Origin of the sequence: Pedobacter antarcticus (assembly GCF_900112985.1) — a bacterium.
Lineage (GTDB): Bacteria > Bacteroidota > Bacteroidia > Sphingobacteriales > Sphingobacteriaceae > Pedobacter > Pedobacter antarcticus.
On the sequence record NZ_FONS01000004.1, the window covers coordinates 140,054 to 156,722 of the forward strand.

The 16,669-nt window shown below is 40.4% G+C and carries 8 protein-coding genes and 1 tRNA gene; 5 read left to right on the forward strand and 4 right to left on the reverse strand.

What is annotated here, in order from left to right; translation table 11 throughout:
* Position 1: 1 nt before the first annotated feature.
* The 3 genes from BM192_RS10410 to topA all read right to left on the reverse strand — a co-directional run bounded on the left by BM192_RS10410 (position 2) and on the right by topA (position 8,702).
* The gene (locus BM192_RS10410; protein ID WP_037441132.1) at positions 2-5,572 is read right to left on the reverse strand and encodes an alpha-2-macroglobulin family protein; all 5,571 of its coding nucleotides are present in this window, start codon (positions 5,570-5,572) and stop codon (positions 2-4) included.
* 57 nt (positions 5,573-5,629) lie between these two features.
* The gene (locus tag BM192_RS10415) at positions 5,630-6,034 is read right to left on the reverse strand and encodes a hypothetical protein (protein WP_037441135.1); all 405 of its coding nucleotides are present in this window, start codon (positions 6,032-6,034) and stop codon (positions 5,630-5,632) included.
* Positions 6,035-6,113: 79 nt separating this feature from the next.
* Positions 6,114-8,702: a type I DNA topoisomerase gene (gene topA, locus BM192_RS10420; protein ID WP_037441137.1), complete on the reverse strand. Its 2,589-nt coding sequence runs from the start codon at positions 8,700-8,702 to the stop codon at positions 6,114-6,116.
* Positions 8,703-8,930: 228 nt separating this feature from the next.
* Between topA and BM192_RS10425 the strand changes: the two genes are divergently transcribed.
* The gene (locus BM192_RS10425) at positions 8,931-9,440 is read left to right on the forward strand and encodes a glutathione peroxidase (RefSeq protein ID WP_037441138.1); all 510 of its coding nucleotides are present in this window, start codon (positions 8,931-8,933) and stop codon (positions 9,438-9,440) included.
* An 84-nt stretch (positions 9,441-9,524) separates the two neighbouring features.
* Here BM192_RS10425 and mnmA read toward each other — a convergent pair whose 3' ends face one another.
* The gene (mnmA, locus tag BM192_RS10430) at positions 9,525-10,616 is read right to left on the reverse strand and encodes a tRNA 2-thiouridine(34) synthase MnmA (protein WP_037444468.1); all 1,092 of its coding nucleotides are present in this window, start codon (positions 10,614-10,616) and stop codon (positions 9,525-9,527) included.
* A 249-nt stretch (positions 10,617-10,865) separates the two neighbouring features.
* Here mnmA and BM192_RS10435 point away from each other — a divergent pair, with 249 nt between their 5' ends.
* The 4 genes from BM192_RS10435 (at position 10,866) to BM192_RS10450 (ending at position 16,642) form a co-directional block, all read left to right on the forward strand.
* Positions 10,866-13,148 carry a GH92 family glycosyl hydrolase gene (locus BM192_RS10435; RefSeq protein WP_037444466.1) on the forward strand — a complete coding sequence of 761 codons (2,283 nt, stop codon included), beginning with the start codon at positions 10,866-10,868 and terminating at the stop codon, positions 13,146-13,148.
* Between the two features lie 188 nt (positions 13,149-13,336).
* Positions 13,337-13,409: transfer RNA gene (locus tag BM192_RS10440), tRNA-Lys, on the forward strand.
* Between the two features lie 382 nt (positions 13,410-13,791).
* A complete protein-coding gene (locus tag BM192_RS10445) occupies positions 13,792-13,962 on the forward strand; it encodes a dihydrofolate reductase family protein (protein WP_081857570.1) in 171 nt (56 codons plus the stop codon).
* A 295-nt stretch (positions 13,963-14,257) separates the two neighbouring features.
* Positions 14,258-16,642 carry an ABC transporter permease gene (locus tag BM192_RS10450; protein ID WP_081857569.1) on the forward strand — a complete coding sequence of 795 codons (2,385 nt, stop codon included), beginning with the start codon at positions 14,258-14,260 and terminating at the stop codon, positions 16,640-16,642.
* Positions 16,643-16,669 lie beyond the last annotated feature (27 nt).

Consider the following 16,669-nt stretch of genomic DNA (forward strand, 5'->3'; position numbering starts at 1 on the left):
TTTATGGCGTCACTTCTACCCACATTCCATTTTCTACAGCACTGATCTGGTTGTTGTACATCGCTTCGGCAGAAACGGCAGATAAATAATATCGGCCTAAATACGCGGCATTTAGCAGCACTTTATACGTCACCGTTTCATTCTCTCTAAGGTTAAAATACGTTAATACACGGTCATCTCTAATATCCTGGTAAGTATATGGAGAGGAGGCCAGTATACCTTCATTGTCATTCAGGCGGGTATTGATAATTTCCCATCCGGAAGGGAAAATCTGTGTAAGCGCCATTTGTTCATAAAGCCCCATTTTACCAGGATTTTTGATGACTACCTCAGCGTAGAAATCTAGTCCCTGAGCTAACTTTGCCGGGTTAAGAGGTTTACCGTTCAGCAATTTATAACTCACTTTCATATCCAGAATATTAGGGTCCTGAGTTTTCGCAGTGTATTGTCCCGGTGCCGGTTGTCCATCCAAAATCAAACGGGCAAAAAGTAAGGACTTGCCATTATTCGTGACCGATGCATTGGCCCCTTTAAAGCTTAATGGAATACTACTTAAGAAACCGCTGGAATTATAGCTGCCTTTTTTTCCATCGATGAGATAATTATATTGGATATTTCCACCTTTGTTAGCACCGCAGAATTTCGCTATAGCCAGTAAGCTATATGCAGTAGTTTGCGTACTATACCACTCATCCTGACCTAATTTGGCCGCAATTCCTTGTAATAACTGTGTAGCCCGGCCTTTCTGACCCATCAGGGTAAGTGTTTCCAAAATCATTGCCTCATCTCGAATAGCCGAGCCATACGTTCCACCCAGCTGCTGATAAGGCTGAATATCGATATTCAAACCTTTAATTAATGCATTTGCCGCAGAAGCTTGCCCGGCGAGCTGATAAGCTGCAGCCAATCTCCATTTAGCGGTTACAGATAAATATTCAAACGCTCTTAAACGGTTCATCGCAGCCATTTCTGGTTTTCTTGCCAGTGCAAGAACGTAGAGACGGTAGGACTGCGAAAGGTCACCACCATAGAAATTATTACTATTAGGAACCCATGCAGTAGCTTTGTTTTTTAGATAGCGCAGTACCTCGTCTAACATTCCTACAGGTAAAGTATAGCCTGCTTGTTGAGCCTCAACGAGGAAGTGAGCAGCATAATTAGTTCCCCATTCGTCAGCTGACGGCATTCCAGGCCAATAGGCCAGTCCGCCATCTGTTGTTTGATGACTGCGCAATTTGTTTATACCAGCGCGGATATTCTGATCTGTTTTGGTTTTTTCCTGTGTAGAAAGTGGGCTCAGCTTATCCAGATAGAGTTGAGGGAAAACTGCTGACGTCGTTTGTTCTACACATCCATGAGGATATTGGATCAAAAATGCCATGCGCTTTTTTAAATTAATCGCAGGAATTCCGGAAATTTCCAGACTTCCGGAATTTGTTCCGCTGATGCCAATTGGCGTATAAGGAGAAGTCCATGTTGCACCCGGCTCTATTGTAGTCGAAATTACCTGAGTTATATACGGGTTTGGATTTCTGATATCCATTTCCAGATCGTAAGAAGCTTTCTCAGTGCCGCTTTGAACGGTGATTTTTACTTTCGCAATTCCAGTTTGCTGGGGAACCGTAACTTCATAATAAGCCATCTGCTCACCAGGTTTTGCGAAACTAAGTGTTTTATCTTTAGTGCCGATTACGTTCAGGCGTTGTGTCTCCAGTTTTACATTAACCTGTTTTAGGTTGTTTTCTGTAGCAAAAACAGTTACTGGCAATGTAAATCTTTCACCCGGTCCGATTATCCTTGGAAGGGTTGCCAATACCATCAGTGGCTTTTTGACCTGTACCGATTTTTCGGCATTACCATAAGCACCGTCCTGTCCGGCAATAACCATGGCCCTCACTGCACCGATGTATTGCGGTAACTTGAACTGATGGGTTTGTGTTTCACCTTTGCCCAGCTTAAATGGTCCCATATATTTGACCACTGCATTAAAGCGATTTGCTTTTGCAGGATTAAGATTACGGTTAAGGTTGCCATCTCCACCAATGCTGAGGATTCTTTCCAGATTTCCACCCCATGCGCCAAGTACCTGATCAAAAAGATCCCATGTTTTAACTCCCAGACCTTCCCTGGCATAAAAAACTGCGTGGGGGTCAGGTGTTTTAAAACGAGTAAGGTCGAGCAGTCCTTCATCTACAAGTGCGATAGTATAGGTCATAGCTTTACCGCTTTTCTCTGATATTTTGATGCTGCTCTGTGTTTCCGGCCTGATTTTATCGGGCATGGTTATCACAGGATTTAATGTCGTTTGCTTGTCTTCAATAAATAATGGAATTGCACCGTACATTCGGATCGGTAAATCGTTAATGGTCTGTGCATGTGGCTGTAGCAAAGTAATATTAGCGAAAACATTGGGGGCCATTTCTTTGTCAGCCTTAAATTTAAATTGCGTCTGTCCGGCTTTTGTATCGGTCCAGAATGTCTTAAGTACTTTACTGCCGTTTTCGATTGAGATTAAGGCACGGCCATTCTTACCGGTAGGGATGGTCAGCACAATATCTTCACCTACGTTATATTTAGTTTTATTGGCGGTAAAAGATAACATAGATGCTTCGGTAGGATTGTTCCCTTGTTCGCGCTGTGCCCAACCTGGCCAGTCGATATAAACAGATTGTCCGGTCACATGCCCGCCGTTCAGATCTCTGACAAGTATCAGGTACCGGCCCCATTCAGGTTCATTCACGCGAAGTTTCCATTTTCCTTTACCGTTTTCAAGATTTATAGTCTCCTTACTAACTAGTTTGTTATATTCATTTTGCGTGAAATTGGCGAAAGAGTTTTGGTCATCTTGTTCCCACCACCAGCGCCACTGCACCTTATATAGTTCCAACTGTACCACTTTGTTTCCAGCTGTCATTTTACCATTACGGTCGACATTTACCAGGTCGAAAATATGGTCTTTGCCCGTAACAAGCATTCCGCTCAACTTTTCTCCCTGAGGTGCCTTAATACCATAATAATTTTGGAAAACATGATAAGGAATCGAAAAATTGTCGATGCTGAAGTTCCCGCCGGCTTCAAACACTTTGGTCGTAAAGTTGGCCTTTAACATACCAGGAGCTACATTATTCTCATTAAGATTGGTGTTGACCGAAACTTTTCCCTCGCCATTTAGCCTGCCCTCGAAAATAGTTTTTATTTCGGACGGGTAGCTCGCTGTGGGGTTATCAAACTGATAGCCTTCAAACCCTTTGAAAGTAGTTTTCATCGGATTTAGGTTCACGTCAACCTTGGCTTTCAAATCTTTACCGGGAGAACCGAATAGCCAGCTGGCCGTTAAAGTCGCAGGTGTCTGGTTACCAGTTCCGAGATAAGTCCTGTTGCCGATATTAAAGTCAATTTTGAGCCGGTTAGGCATTACTGTTTCAACTTTTAAGGTTTTTTGAAAAGTAGCGCCACCTGCCTTTACTTTTACATTCCAGTTTCCGGTTGGAGAGCCATTCTCAGTACTTGTTTTGAAATTATAAAAACCATTGATAGGAGAGGCACTTACCGACTTTTTATAAAGTTGCCCCTGTGGATTGTAAAGTTCAAATGTCACCGGGTAGGATGGGGGCAGTTTTTTCAATTTATCTTCCAGGATAAAAGAAAGGAACAAGGAATCTCCCGGGCGCCAAACCCCACGCTCTCCATAAATCAATCCTTTCAATCCGTTTTGCACCTGTTCTCCGCCGACATCAAACCGGCTTAAAGGGAGTGAATTTCCGTCATCAAGTTTCAGGTAAGCCCGTTCAGATCCATTTTTTGCAATTAAGAGAAATGGCTTTCTTTTTAATTCGAAAGTAGCCATACCTTCTCCATCTGTTTTTGTGCTCAGGATCACTTGACGCTGGTAATCCAGTAATTCAAGAGTTGTGCCACTCAATCCTTTAGTTGTCAACAAATCTGTTGCTACCACGAGCATAGAATTATCATTACCTCTTTTAGCTACCAAACCTATATTGGAAACCAAGAGATTTCTGGAGGCCCATTTATCGTTGGTATAGTAGGACGGTGTGCATGGATTATCTTTGTCATTCCAATTATAACCACCAGAATAATATCTGTCATAATTCGCCCAGAAATCATCATCTTCATCTATTTTCTGGCCATAATAACCGTAGTCCTGGTCTTCATCAGAAGCGTTTTCAGAATTGCCTGCATCGTTACAATTGAGCAGGTTATAAGATTGCCGGAAACTAAGGGTAATACGGTACATGGCCCCTGGTTCGGTTTTAATGATGTCATCCAGATCCAATACAAACCGGTTCTTTTTGTGAAGGTTCAGTGTTTTATCTTCGTCCAGTCTGATTTTTTTCTGCAATAGCGGTTTTCCTACACGCCTGAGTTCCCCCGCGTCTTTATAGTTGTTGGTCTGGAAAAACTGAGGGAGGTTATTTTCATATACCTTCACAATAGTTAGATCTACTGTTTTAAGGTTTGTCGCCTCGAAAGGCAAAACAAGTTTACCGGAATTCGGCAAGATTGTTCCACTACCTGCAATAACCACAGATGGCATTTTATTTTCAAACAACAGATTGGCAGATACAGCAGACTGCAATGTTTTTTCATTACTATTAACGACTCCTTTGTTGGCTGTCAGCGTATAGTTACCCAGGAGTGCTGCTGGAGAATAAACTTTAACCTGACTGCCATCAATCGTGTATTTGAGTTCGCCTGTATTGCTCAAGCTAATTAAACCATTTAAATCCTGTCCAATACCTACCGGTTCGGAGAACTGTACCAAAGCATAATCTTCCTGCTGCTGTACCGCACGAACATCCATCACTTTAAAAACGCCAAGGGCTGGGACGGGTAGTTCTATTTTACCTTTTTGATCAGCATTTATGGGCTTCCCAGACCATTTTATTTCAAATTTCTGCTCATTCCCGGTTTTTCTAATGCTGTCAATCTGGAAAGTCGATGTATTTGCAGCTGCGTTATGCTGCCATTTTATTTTTAATTTTTGTGGGAATTCCAGTTCGAGTGCGTGCTCAATCAGCTTTGGATCTTCCTGATCAGCAGTACTGATTTCGCCCTTTAGCTTCATGTAATTTAATGATGTATTATTCTGGGAAACCAGGCCTTCCTGGCTGATTGCCATCCCTGGCTGAATTACCCGGAAGCCGAAATCGAATTCTTCCAAACCTTTCTCGGTAGGTGTAATTTTGTCGAGTTTAAAACTAACCTTGTAATTTTCTCCTGACTCAAGTTCCTCATCCGGTCTGAACTCGATAGTTTGCGCATCGATCCAGAATGTTTTACCTTTTAGGGAAGGGGAGAAGCTGAAAAGTTTTCTTTCATCAGGTTTGCCAATTTCTCCAATTGTATTGACCTGTCCCGCCAGCTGAATTCTGATCGTACTTTTTTTAGATACAACACCAGAGGTGTATGCTTCAATATATTTAGCATAAGCCTGTTTATTTTCATTGGTTTTGTCTTTTCTGAAAATAAAAAAAGCAGCGACTCCGATAACGAGCGCTGCCACTATGCTTAAGATTATGATTTTATTCTTTTGCGGAATTGGCGTCTTCATAAGGTAAAATTAGAGGTATTGTCCTAAAATTACGCAAAAATGCAGAACCATTGAAAATTATTTAATCATTACCCCTGGCTTATTAACCAACGGAATTCTGATCAGATTTTCTTCGACAATACTTTCTGGCAGGAAGATGAATTTTTTGTCATAGATAGTACCATCAATGTAGTAGCTTAACCAGTACTCATTTGTTAGTCCAAATACTTCTGGATCAATTGCTTCTACCCCTTTGAAAGAATTTGCCGGCATGTCACCCAAAAAGTGTCTGAGTACAGAAGTCTTTACTTGTCTGCCATCTTTTTCACCGTAACCCTTCGAACTGATTAATACATTATCTATCTGAACATTTTTCATATTGACAAGATATACAGACCAGTTTTTTACTTCCGGAGTCTCACTCATCAAGACCACTGCCATGGCCATATCTTCAACTTTATTTTCCGGTAGATCCTTTTTCATTATTTTAATTGATTAAATAAACGAAATAAAAATGCGGATCAGCCCTTTTATCAGGATGATCCGCATAGATTAGAACTAATTATTTTTTAGCAGCTGCTTTTTTAGCGGGTGCTTTTTTCACCGTAGTTTTGGCTGTGGCAGTTTTTTTGACCGCTGCTTTCTTTTTTGTCTTAGGTTCAAAAGCATTTGGAACTTGTTCCACAATCAGTTTTTTCACTTCCTCTAATGTAAGAAGGGAAAGATCTTCTGGAGTGTATTTTTCGTTGGTGACTGGATTTCTTCCTAGTTTCAGCATGTCTTTACCAAAACGAATAAACGGACCCCATCTGCCATTTTCCAATGCAATTTTTTCTTCCGGCCATTGCTGAATATAACGATTTGCCTCTTTTTCTACTTTTTTAGCAATCAATTCGGCTATGTCACTGTCAGAAAGAAAGTCGAAATTATAAGCCTTTGGAACATTAATAAACAATTCATTCCATTTAATGAAAGGCCCGAATCTTCCGGTACCTTTGGTAACTGGAAGTCCCTGGTAATGTGCTACTGGTGCGTCAGCCGTGATTTTTTCATCGATGATTTCTTTCGCTCTTGCGTAATCAATCGTTAACGGATCTTCATTTTTAGGGACTGAAATAAACGCTTCGCCCCATTTAACGTAAGGTCCGAACCTACCTACGCCGACACTTACTTCCTTCTCCTGGTAGTCTTCCAGCTGAAATGGCAGTCGGAATTGTTCCAATGCATCTTCCAGAGTAACCGTCCCAACAGACTGGGATTTCATCAGGCTGGCATATTTAGGTTTTTCTTCATCGTCATTCTGGCCAATTTGAACCAGGGGGCCGAATTTACCTACTTTAGCATATACATTTTTTCCACTAACCGGATCTATACCCAGCAGACGCTCACCATTTGCACGGTCTGCAGTTTCGGTAGTTACTTCAACTTCCTTATGAAACGGCTTGTAGAATGCGTGGAGCATCGTAGTCCAGTTCTGCAGCCCCTGCGCAATCTCATCGAATTCTTTCTCCACTTTAGCAGTGAAATTGAAATCTACAATTCCCGTGAAGTGCTCTACAAGAAAGTCATTTACCACTTCTCCGATATCAGTTGGGAATAATTTAGCTTTTTCAGCACCTGTAATTTCGGTTTTAATCGATTTGCTTACTTTTCCCTCTTCCAATAAGATAGATCCGAATGAACGGCTTCTTCCATCACGATCTTCTTTGACAACGTATCCACGGTTTTGAATGGTAGAGATCGTAGGCGCATAAGTTGATGGTCTTCCGATGCCTAGCTCTTCTAGTTTTTTAACCAGGCTTGCCTCGGTATATCTTGCTGGCGGGCGGGAAAATCTTTCGATCGCCTGCATTACGGTCAGCTGTAAATCCTGACCTTTAGCTAAAGGAGGGAGGATGTTTTCGTTTTCCTGTTCATCATTTTCGTCATCATCGCTGGATTCCAGGTATACTTTAAGAAATCCGTCAAATTTCATGACTTCGCCTTCCGCAACCAGGTATTCCGGACGTGTGCTGATAGCGATATGAGCAGTTGTTTTTTCAAATTGAGCTTCGCTCATCTGGGAGGCAATAGCTCTTTTCCAGATCAGTTCATATAAGCGTTGTTCTGAACCGTCGCCAGTTACAGTATGCTGATCAAAATAAGTAGGGCGGATGGCTTCGTGAGCTTCCTGTGCACCTGCAGACTTTGTTTTGTAGGTTCTTGGCTGATGATATTTACTTCCGTAAGCCGAATTTATTTCATTGGCAGCAGCAGTCAAAGCTGTTTCCGATAAATTCACAGAGTCTGTTCTCATGTAAGTGATCTTACCACTTTCGTATAATCTTTGTGCAACCTGCATAGTCCTTGAAACCGAGAATCCAAGTTTTCTGGAAGCTTCCTGTTGCAAAGTAGAAGTAGTAAAAGGTGCTGCGGGGTTTCTTTTTGCCGGTTTTGTTTCCAGGCTGCTTATTTTGTAAGTAGCCTTTATATTATCTTGTAAGAATTTTTCTGCGTCATTTTCCTTTTCAAAGCGCTGTGGTAATTCCGCTTTAACAGTTTCCCTTGCAGTACCAGTGCTAAACTTCGCACTAATTTTAAAAGCTGCAGCCGCATTGAATTTATTGACTTCTCTCTCCCGGTCGACAATTAATCTGACAGCCACTGATTGTACCCTGCCTGCAGAGAGTGACGGTTTTACTTTTTTCCATAATACCGGTGACAATTCAAATCCTACCAGTCTATCCAGTACTCTTCTTGCTTGTTGTGCATTGACCAGATTATAATCAATTGTTCTCGGAGATTCAATAGCCTTAAGAATGGCTGGTTTGGTGATCTCATGAAAAACAATCCTTTTAGTTTTATTTTCTTTCAGACCGAGCGTTTCAAATAAGTGCCAGGAAATTGCTTCCCCTTCGCGGTCCTCATCGGAAGCAAGCCATACCATTTCGGCTTCTTTCGCTAGTTTTTTAAGTTCTGCTACCACCTGCTTTTTATCTGCAGGGACTTCGTAGGTCTGGGCAAAATTATTTTCAGTGTCAATACCCATATCTCCCTTTACCAGATCACGGATGTGCCCATAACTGGATTTAACGAGGAAATCTTTACCTAAATATCCCTCTATGGTTTTTGCTTTTGCAGGTGATTCAACTATTAATAAATTTTTGGCCATTCAGAACGTTTTTCTGCAAATAAAACTATAAATAAGGCGAAAATCAAAATTATACCTATAATAAATGTGAAAAGCGAGCATTCTTGAACACTTATTCTAGCTTAAAATGATGAAACTGAGCCTGTCTTTCAGGTAGGTGGCTAAATTTTCCGAAAGGAAGTTTACTTTAAGGTTATAATTCAGTACGATATTTGTGCATATATTCGAATATAAAATAAATGAATAGTCATGAATACACTACTGATCTTATTAAGCCTGTTGTTTACCCCGCCTGAGAGTATTTACAACTTCTCTTTTAAAACCATTGATGGAAAGGAAGTTAAGCTTTCAAAATTTAAGGGTAAGAAAATTCTTATTGTGAATACAGCTTCAAAATGCGGCTACACACCACAATACGAAGACCTGGAAAAGTTGCATAAGCAATATGGTAAGGACGTTGTCCTGATCGGTTTCCCTGCTGGAAATTTCGGCGGACAGGAACTCTCCACAAATGCGGAGATCCAGGATTTCTGTAAAAAGAATTTTGGAGTGACCTTCCTGTTAAGTGAAAAAGTAAGCGTAAAAGGGGAGGACATTAATCCATTGTTCAAATATCTGACCAGTGCAAAAAATCCTGATTTTACCGGTGATATTAACTGGAACTTCGAGAAATTCCTGATTAATGAAAAAGGAGAATTGGTACATCGTTTCCGTTCTAAAGTTACTCCGCTAAGCCCTGAGCTGACTAAGAACTTGTAAAATTCAGTTAGAGATCAAAAAAAAAGAGAAATCCAGCTATAGCTGGATTTCTCTTTTTTTTTGATCTCTTGTGTTATTTAAAGCTTAACAAAGGAAACCGCCGCCAAGCAGATCGTTACCTTCATAAAATACTGCAGACTGGCCAGGTGCTATAGCAGATACATTATGGTCGAAAACTACCCGCATACGGTCTTTTTCCTCGACAATAGTACTTAACATACCAGCATCTTTATATCTGATTTTAGTGATAACATTATCCATAGGCTCTTGGATATTTGCATACTTAATCAGATTTACATTTCTGACCATAGCTTCTCTTCTCTCCAATTCATCAGCCCGTCCCAATACCACAGTATTACTCTCAGGAAGGATCTGCGTTACAAACATAGGCTCGCCAAAAGCAATACCTAATCCTTTACGCTGTCCGATCGTGTAAAATGGATAACCTTTATGCTGTCCGACAACCATACCGTTACTGGTAATAAAATTACCACCTGCTACACGTTCTTCCAGGTCGCCAACTTTATGTTTCAGAAATGCCCTGTAATCATTATCGGGAACAAAGCAGATCTCATAGCTTTCGCTTTTCTTTGCCAGTTCTTCTTGTCCCATATCAAGAGCCATCTGTCTGATTTCCGATTTGGCAAAAGAACCTAAAGGGAACTGAGTCCGTGCCAGGTTTTCCTGAGAAACCCCCCAAAGCACATAGCTCTGATCTTTATTTTCATCTTTCCCTTTAGAAATGACATACCTGCTGTTGTCGTGTTGTCTGATATTTGCATAATGCCCGGTTGCAATAAATTCGCAATCCAGTTTATTAGCTCTCTTTAACAACGCTTCCCATTTGATATGCGTATTGCATAATACACATGGATTTGGCGTACGGCCAGCAAGATATTCATCAACAAAATTGTCGATAACAAAATCACCAAACTCATCTCTGATATCTAATATATAATGCGGGAAACCATAGTTAACCGCTAAAGTCCGTGCATCATTGATACTATCCAGACTGCAACATCCTGTTTCTTTGCTATTACTGCCGGAGCTTGCATAGTCCCAGGTCTTCATGGTCAGGCCAATTACTTCATAACCCTGTTCATGTAGCATTACTGCAGCTACCGAACTATCAACACCGCCACTCATGGCTACCAGAATTCTACCCCTTTTACTCATTGTAATTTAATATGATACAAAAATAACTGATTTTAATTAAACATTCTTTTTTGACCGGTCAGATACTTGTAAAAAGGAGCTGTTTTGGTCTAGTTAAACGATATAGCAGTAAGTTTAATACTGTTTTTAAAATTATATGATATATTAGCCAGCAGAAACATTCATTAATAATCTGGAGGGATTATAAAAGCTGGGTGTAGCTTCATTACCTTTAAATCACGAACGAAACCAAATCACTAATAAAACAAAATGAGAAAACAATTAATCGTTGGTTTGCTGTGTATCCCTTTTATAGCGGCTGCGCAGCAAGACTTGGCAAAGTATGTAAAGCCTATCATAGGTACGCAGAAAATGGGCCATACTTATCCCGGTGCTACCGTCCCTTTTGGCGCGGTGCAGCTGAGTCCTGAAACTGATACAATCTCGTACGAGCTTAACGGGAAGTATAACGGACCAGTATATAATTACACCGCAGGTTATAAATACGAGGACAAGACCATCGTTGGATTTAGCCACACACATTTTAGTGGTACAGGACATTCTGATCTGGGAGATTTCCTAATTATGCCTACACAAGGCAAACTACAGCTTAATCCGGGAACCGCAGATAATCCTAAAAACGGTTACCGTTCTGCATTTTCCCATGACCAGGAGATTTCAGAAGCAGGATATTATAAAGTAAAACTGGAAGACGACCAGATTTTGGCAGAGCTTACCGCCTCAGCAAGAGTTGGCATGCATCAATATACTTTCCCAAAATCAGACGATTCCCATATTATTTTAGATCTGATGGCCGGAATTTATAATTATGATGATAAAAATGTCTGGACGTATGTGCGCGTGGTAAATGATACCCTGGTTACCGGGTACCGTCAAACCAGCGGATGGGCAAGAACAAGGACTGTATATTTCGCAATGACATTCTCCAAGCCTTTTAAAAGCTACGGACAAAAGAACTATGATAAAAAACAGGCATACAGAGGGTTTTGGGGTAAATTTGACCAGACTAAAAACTTCCCTGAGCTTGCCGGGAAAAACCTGCGAATGTATTTTGACTTCGAAACTGCTGAACAGGAGAAAGTGAAGATCAAATTCGCATTATCGCCGGTTAGCCAGGAAAATGCGTTAGAAAACATGCGCGCAGAAGTGCCGGGATGGGACTTTAATAAAGTAAGAGAACAGGCCAGGGAAAGTTGGAATAAGGAGCTGAATAAGATCCAGGTTAATACTTCAGAAGAGGATAAAGTGAACTTCTACACTGCGATGTACCATGCATTCATTAACCCAACGTTGTATACAGATGTGAACGGTGAATACAAGGGGCTGGACCAGAATGTGCACAAAGCCGAAGGTTTTCAAAATTACACGACCTTCTCATTATGGGATACTTATAGAGCGTTACATCCATTCTTCAACATCATACAACCATCCAGAAACAACGATATGGTTAAATCCATGATGGCTCACTTTGATCAGAGTACGATCAAAATGCTTCCTGTCTGGTCACATTATGCGAATGATAACTGGTGTATGAGCGGATACCATAGTGTTTCAGTGGTCGCAGATGCCATTATCAAAGGGGTTTATACCGGTGATCCGGAAGCCGCTCTGGCAGCCTGTATTACAACTTCGAACCGCAGAGATTATGAGGGTATCGGAGAATATATTGACAAAGGCTTTATCCCTGCTGAGAAAAGTGGTACTTCGATTTCCAATACCTTGGAATATGCCTATGATGATTGGTGTATCGCACAATTAGCGAAAAAATTGAATAAACAGGATGTATATGAGACGTATATGAAACGTTCAGCAAACTGGAATAATAACTTTGATCCCTCTACTGGATTCATGCGTGCTAAAGATGCTTCAGGTAAATTTCTGCCGAAGTTTGACGTCATGAGCACACACGGGCAGGGTTTTATTGAAGGTAACTCCTGGAACTATAGTTTCTTTGTTCCGCATAATCCAGTAGCGTTGATAGAGAAAATGGGAGGGAAGCAAAAATTCGCAGCCAGACTGGATACTTTATTTACTATGCACCTGCCTGATGAGTTCTTTGCCGACACCGAGGACATTACACGTGAGGGTATCATTGGTGGTTATGTTCATGGTAACGAACCTGCCCATCACGTAGCTTATCTGTACAACTGGGCAGGTAAGCCGTGGAAAACACAGGAGCGTGTTAGAAAGATCCTTAAAATGCAGTATAAGGCTGCTCCTGACGGTTTAGGCGGTAACGATGATTGTGGCCAGATGAGTGCATGGTACATGTTCTCTTCTTTAGGTTTTTATCCGGTATCACCAGGGTCAGATACTTATTCGCTGGGTAGTCCTGCTGTAAAATCTGCCGTACTTAAACTAGAGAACGCAAAAACATTCACTGTTGATGCAATTAACCAAAGTGATAAGAATGTCTATGTTCAAAAGGTATTATTGAATGGTAAGCTGATTACAAACCAGGAGATTCGTCATACAGATATTGTAAATGGAGGAAAATTAACATTTTATATGAGCAGCAAACCCGCGAAATAAGGGTTTATAGCAGCAAATCAACAAATGGCCGCTCAGTTAGAGTGGCCGTTTTGTTGCCCGGCAGGATCGGTTTATAAACTAATCTGACTGTAAAACAGTGTTTTGTGCATTTAAGTCAGTTTTTTTTATTCCATAATTTGCAAAACAAATTATAATTTCTACTTTTGCATTCCCTCAAAACGGGTAATGATTCCGTAGCTCAGCTGGTAGAGCATTACACTTTTAATGTAGTGGTCCTGGGTTCGAATCCCAGCGGGATCACGAAAAGCCTCACAGAAATGTGAGGCTTTTTTGTTTTAATCCTACTAAGCGTACGATCTGTTTTACGGCCAGCATGGCTCTTAACAACGAAATTCAATTATTTTCTAAAGCTGTAGTTAGAGAGAAGTTTCGGATCAACACGAAAATTTATATTTTTATTGGCTATGCAGATCCAAAGTTATGAAGTCATTCCCAGACTCCGGCTCTACGTGAAGATGATATGCACGATGAACTGCGATGAAGAAACGGATACAAATCAGATACGGGTGCTGCCTGATGCTTGTGTGGAGTTATTTGTGAACTATACGAGTACACCGGTAGCGGTTATTGAAAATGAACTTTACAAACGCAGTAACATTAGACGGATACATAGAAGGGCCAAATGGCGAAAGAAAACCTTGTGGACGAATTGTGGTTGTCGGTACACCCCATACTCCTGGGTAGTGGCAAATCTCTTTTTCATAAGCAGAATAAATCAGTCAAATTAACACTCCAGAAAAGCAAAACATATAAAACAGGTTTGGTGTCGCTCTGGTATACAATCAATAAATAGTAGAATCTTATATGAAGATTTGAAAAAGATGTGGAGTTAGCTGGTAATACAATATCAGTAGAAATGTACAGGTGCTGGTTGGGGATCGTTCTTAAGGCAAATTCGCGTGTTGCTCAGCTAAGTAACTGTACGATTTCGCTCATAAACTGTTCATTTACGACCGTTTTGGGCTGAGTATTTTGACTCAAGTTGTTGTTTTATAGTAGTTTATGTACCTGATTTGCTTTTGGCATGTACTTGGTTTACAGCTAGCCATACCAAACCGCCGGGCAGCTGCCCGATTAGATCAATTCATATGAGTATGTTTAGACTGAACTTAAAAATAGCCTTGCGAAACATTCAGAAAAATGTCGGTATTACATCACTTAATGTGGGTGGTTTAGCCATTGCGCTGGCCGCTTTTATTTTGGTAATAATGTATTTTAATTATGAGACGAGTTTCGATAAATCAAATCCCAATTACAATAATATTTACGTAGTCGGAAGAATATACCCGGATTTCAAGACCAACTATACAGCTCCTCCTTTTGCTAAAGCGATCAAACATAATTTTCCAGAAGTAGAAATTGCAGGTATTACCAAGCTCGATCCTTCTTGGGAACTGGTGATTAAAAATGGTGATAAAACAGTTTTTGCTAAAAATTTCCTACAGGCTGATTATAATGCGGCTAAAATTTTGGATTTACAGCCTATCGGAGGATTAGAAAAGCCGACTGGTGACATCGAAAGGCTTGCTTATTTAAGTACTGAAAGTATGCAGATACTTTTTCCGGATAAAACAGATAATAGTCCGGAAATGGTCGGATTCGGACCGAGTACTTCAGGTATAACAGGGAAAATTAATGGTTCAATAACAAGTAACCGGCATTCAAATATAAATTTTGACGGTGTGTCAATCGCTAATGAGCTGGGAAAGTCTGAAAATTACGGACATAACAATTACACCACTTATATTCAGGTGAAACCCGGTACCGACATAGCAAATCTGGAGCAAAAAATAACCAATTTATATAGGGCCGAATTGTTGAAGGGTGAGACCGACCAATCGACCATAGATGAAATCAAGGTTATCTCTACATTTTTAGATCCCTTAGCAAATTTGCATTTAAAACCAAGAGCAGGTAATGATGCACCTTATAAGATACTAATTGCACTTTCGATACTTGGGGTATTGATTTTGGTTATTGCATGTATCAACTTCACGAATTTGAGTATCGCTCAGGCAACCAAACGCGCTAAAGAAGTGGGGGTTAAGAAAGTATTAGGTGCCTATCGTTTTCAAATTACGGTTCAATTTCTTACCGAAATATTCATGCAATGCTTGTTAGCGACTATTTTAGCGTTGATTTTGGCAGAGTTGATATTGCCTACATTTAATAATCTGTTCGAAATTAATTTATCCATCTGGCATGCTGATAATAGTCTGATTTGGCAACTTCCGGTAATATTATGCCTTATTACTATTATCGCGGGTATATATCCCTCGTTAGTGTTATCCGGCTTTAAACCGGCGATGGTGCTAAAAGGAAATTTCTCTACGAATAAACAGAGCTACTGGTTACGGAATAGCTTACTGGTATTCCAGTTCAGTATTGCCGTGATTTTTATTATCGGTTTGTTTATTATCCATTCGCAGTTAAAATATATGCGCAGTCAGGATCTTGGTTTTGAGGCGACTCAAGTGGTTTACGTCAAAAATATCATGATTTTTAATGACCCTGCTAAATTCAAGCCTGTCAGAGAAAAGATTTTGAAAATACCTGGAGTAGAATCGGCTACGGTATCTACCACTATTCCTGATGGTTCTGAAAGTGGATTAAACGGATATACTGCCGGCGGAAAACAAGCAAATATCGATTTTGTGGATGTAGATTTTGATTATTTCGAAACCTTAGGCATTAAATTAAAAGAGGGCCGTTTTTTTTCACAGAAGTTTAAAACCGATACAGCGAATTCGGCGATAATAAATGAAAGCGCTGTTGCGAAATACGGAATGAAAAATCCGGTGGGGCAGCTGATCAGAGGTTGTAATATGGATTATAAAATTGTCGGTGTGGTGAAAGACTTCAAGACACAAGGTTTCGAAAATGCAGTTCAACCTACAATCTATGGGATTAAAAACCCTTGTGGGAACTTGAAGGTTCATATCATGCTGAAGATCGAGGAAAGTAAAATGGCAGGAGCTCTGGCTGCATTGAAAGCCCAGTGGCCAGAAATAAATACGAAGGATGGCGAAGACTTTCGGTTTGAGTTTTTAGACGAACTTTATGGTAAGCTTTTTAAAAAACAAGAGCAGCTACAGTCTGTATTTTTTGCAGCGGCAATGCTTACTATTTTTATCGCCATTTTAGGTCTGTTCGCTTTTGCAAAATACATCACCAATGGTAGAACTAAGGAGATTGCTGTGCGTAAAATCCTTGGCGCAAGCGATATTCAGATTTTTAAGTTAATTAACAGCTCTTTTCTTGTAATGGTCACGATCGCTAATATTATTTCATGGCCAGTAGCTTATATACTTACGAAAAAATGGTTAGAAACCTTTGCTTACCGCGTTGATCTGTCGGCGCTTCCATTCCTGATGAGTGCATTGATTACAATTTTACTCACCGTAATTACGGTAAGTATTCAGGCCAAAAAAGCTGTTAAAGCAAATCCAGTTGATGGTCTGAAATATGAATAAAATATTTTTTGGTCTAAAAAGTAACAG

What these genes read in the sequence shown, in the direction of transcription:
- BM192_RS10435 (WP_037444466.1), top strand. Translation starts at nt 10,866, where the DNA reads ATGAGAAAACAATTAATCGTTGGTTTGCTGTGTATCCCTTTTATAGCG.
- BM192_RS10415 (WP_037441135.1), bottom strand. Translation starts at nt 6,034, where the DNA reads ATGAAAAAGGATCTACCGGAAAATAAAGTTGAAGATATGGCCATGGCA.
- BM192_RS10450 (WP_081857569.1), top strand. Translation starts at nt 14,258, where the DNA reads ATGAGTATGTTTAGACTGAACTTAAAAATAGCCTTGCGAAACATTCAG.
- BM192_RS10425 (WP_037441138.1), top strand. Translation starts at nt 8,931, where the DNA reads ATGAATACACTACTGATCTTATTAAGCCTGTTGTTTACCCCGCCTGAG.
- topA (WP_037441137.1), bottom strand. Translation starts at nt 8,702, where the DNA reads ATGGCCAAAAATTTATTAATAGTTGAATCACCTGCAAAAGCAAAAACC.
- mnmA (WP_037444468.1), bottom strand. Translation starts at nt 10,616, where the DNA reads ATGAGTAAAAGGGGTAGAATTCTGGTAGCCATGAGTGGCGGTGTTGAT.
- BM192_RS10445 (WP_081857570.1), top strand. Translation starts at nt 13,792, where the DNA reads ATGGCGAAAGAAAACCTTGTGGACGAATTGTGGTTGTCGGTACACCCC.
- BM192_RS10410 (WP_037441132.1), bottom strand. Translation starts at nt 5,572, where the DNA reads ATGAAGACGCCAATTCCGCAAAAGAATAAAATCATAATCTTAAGCATA.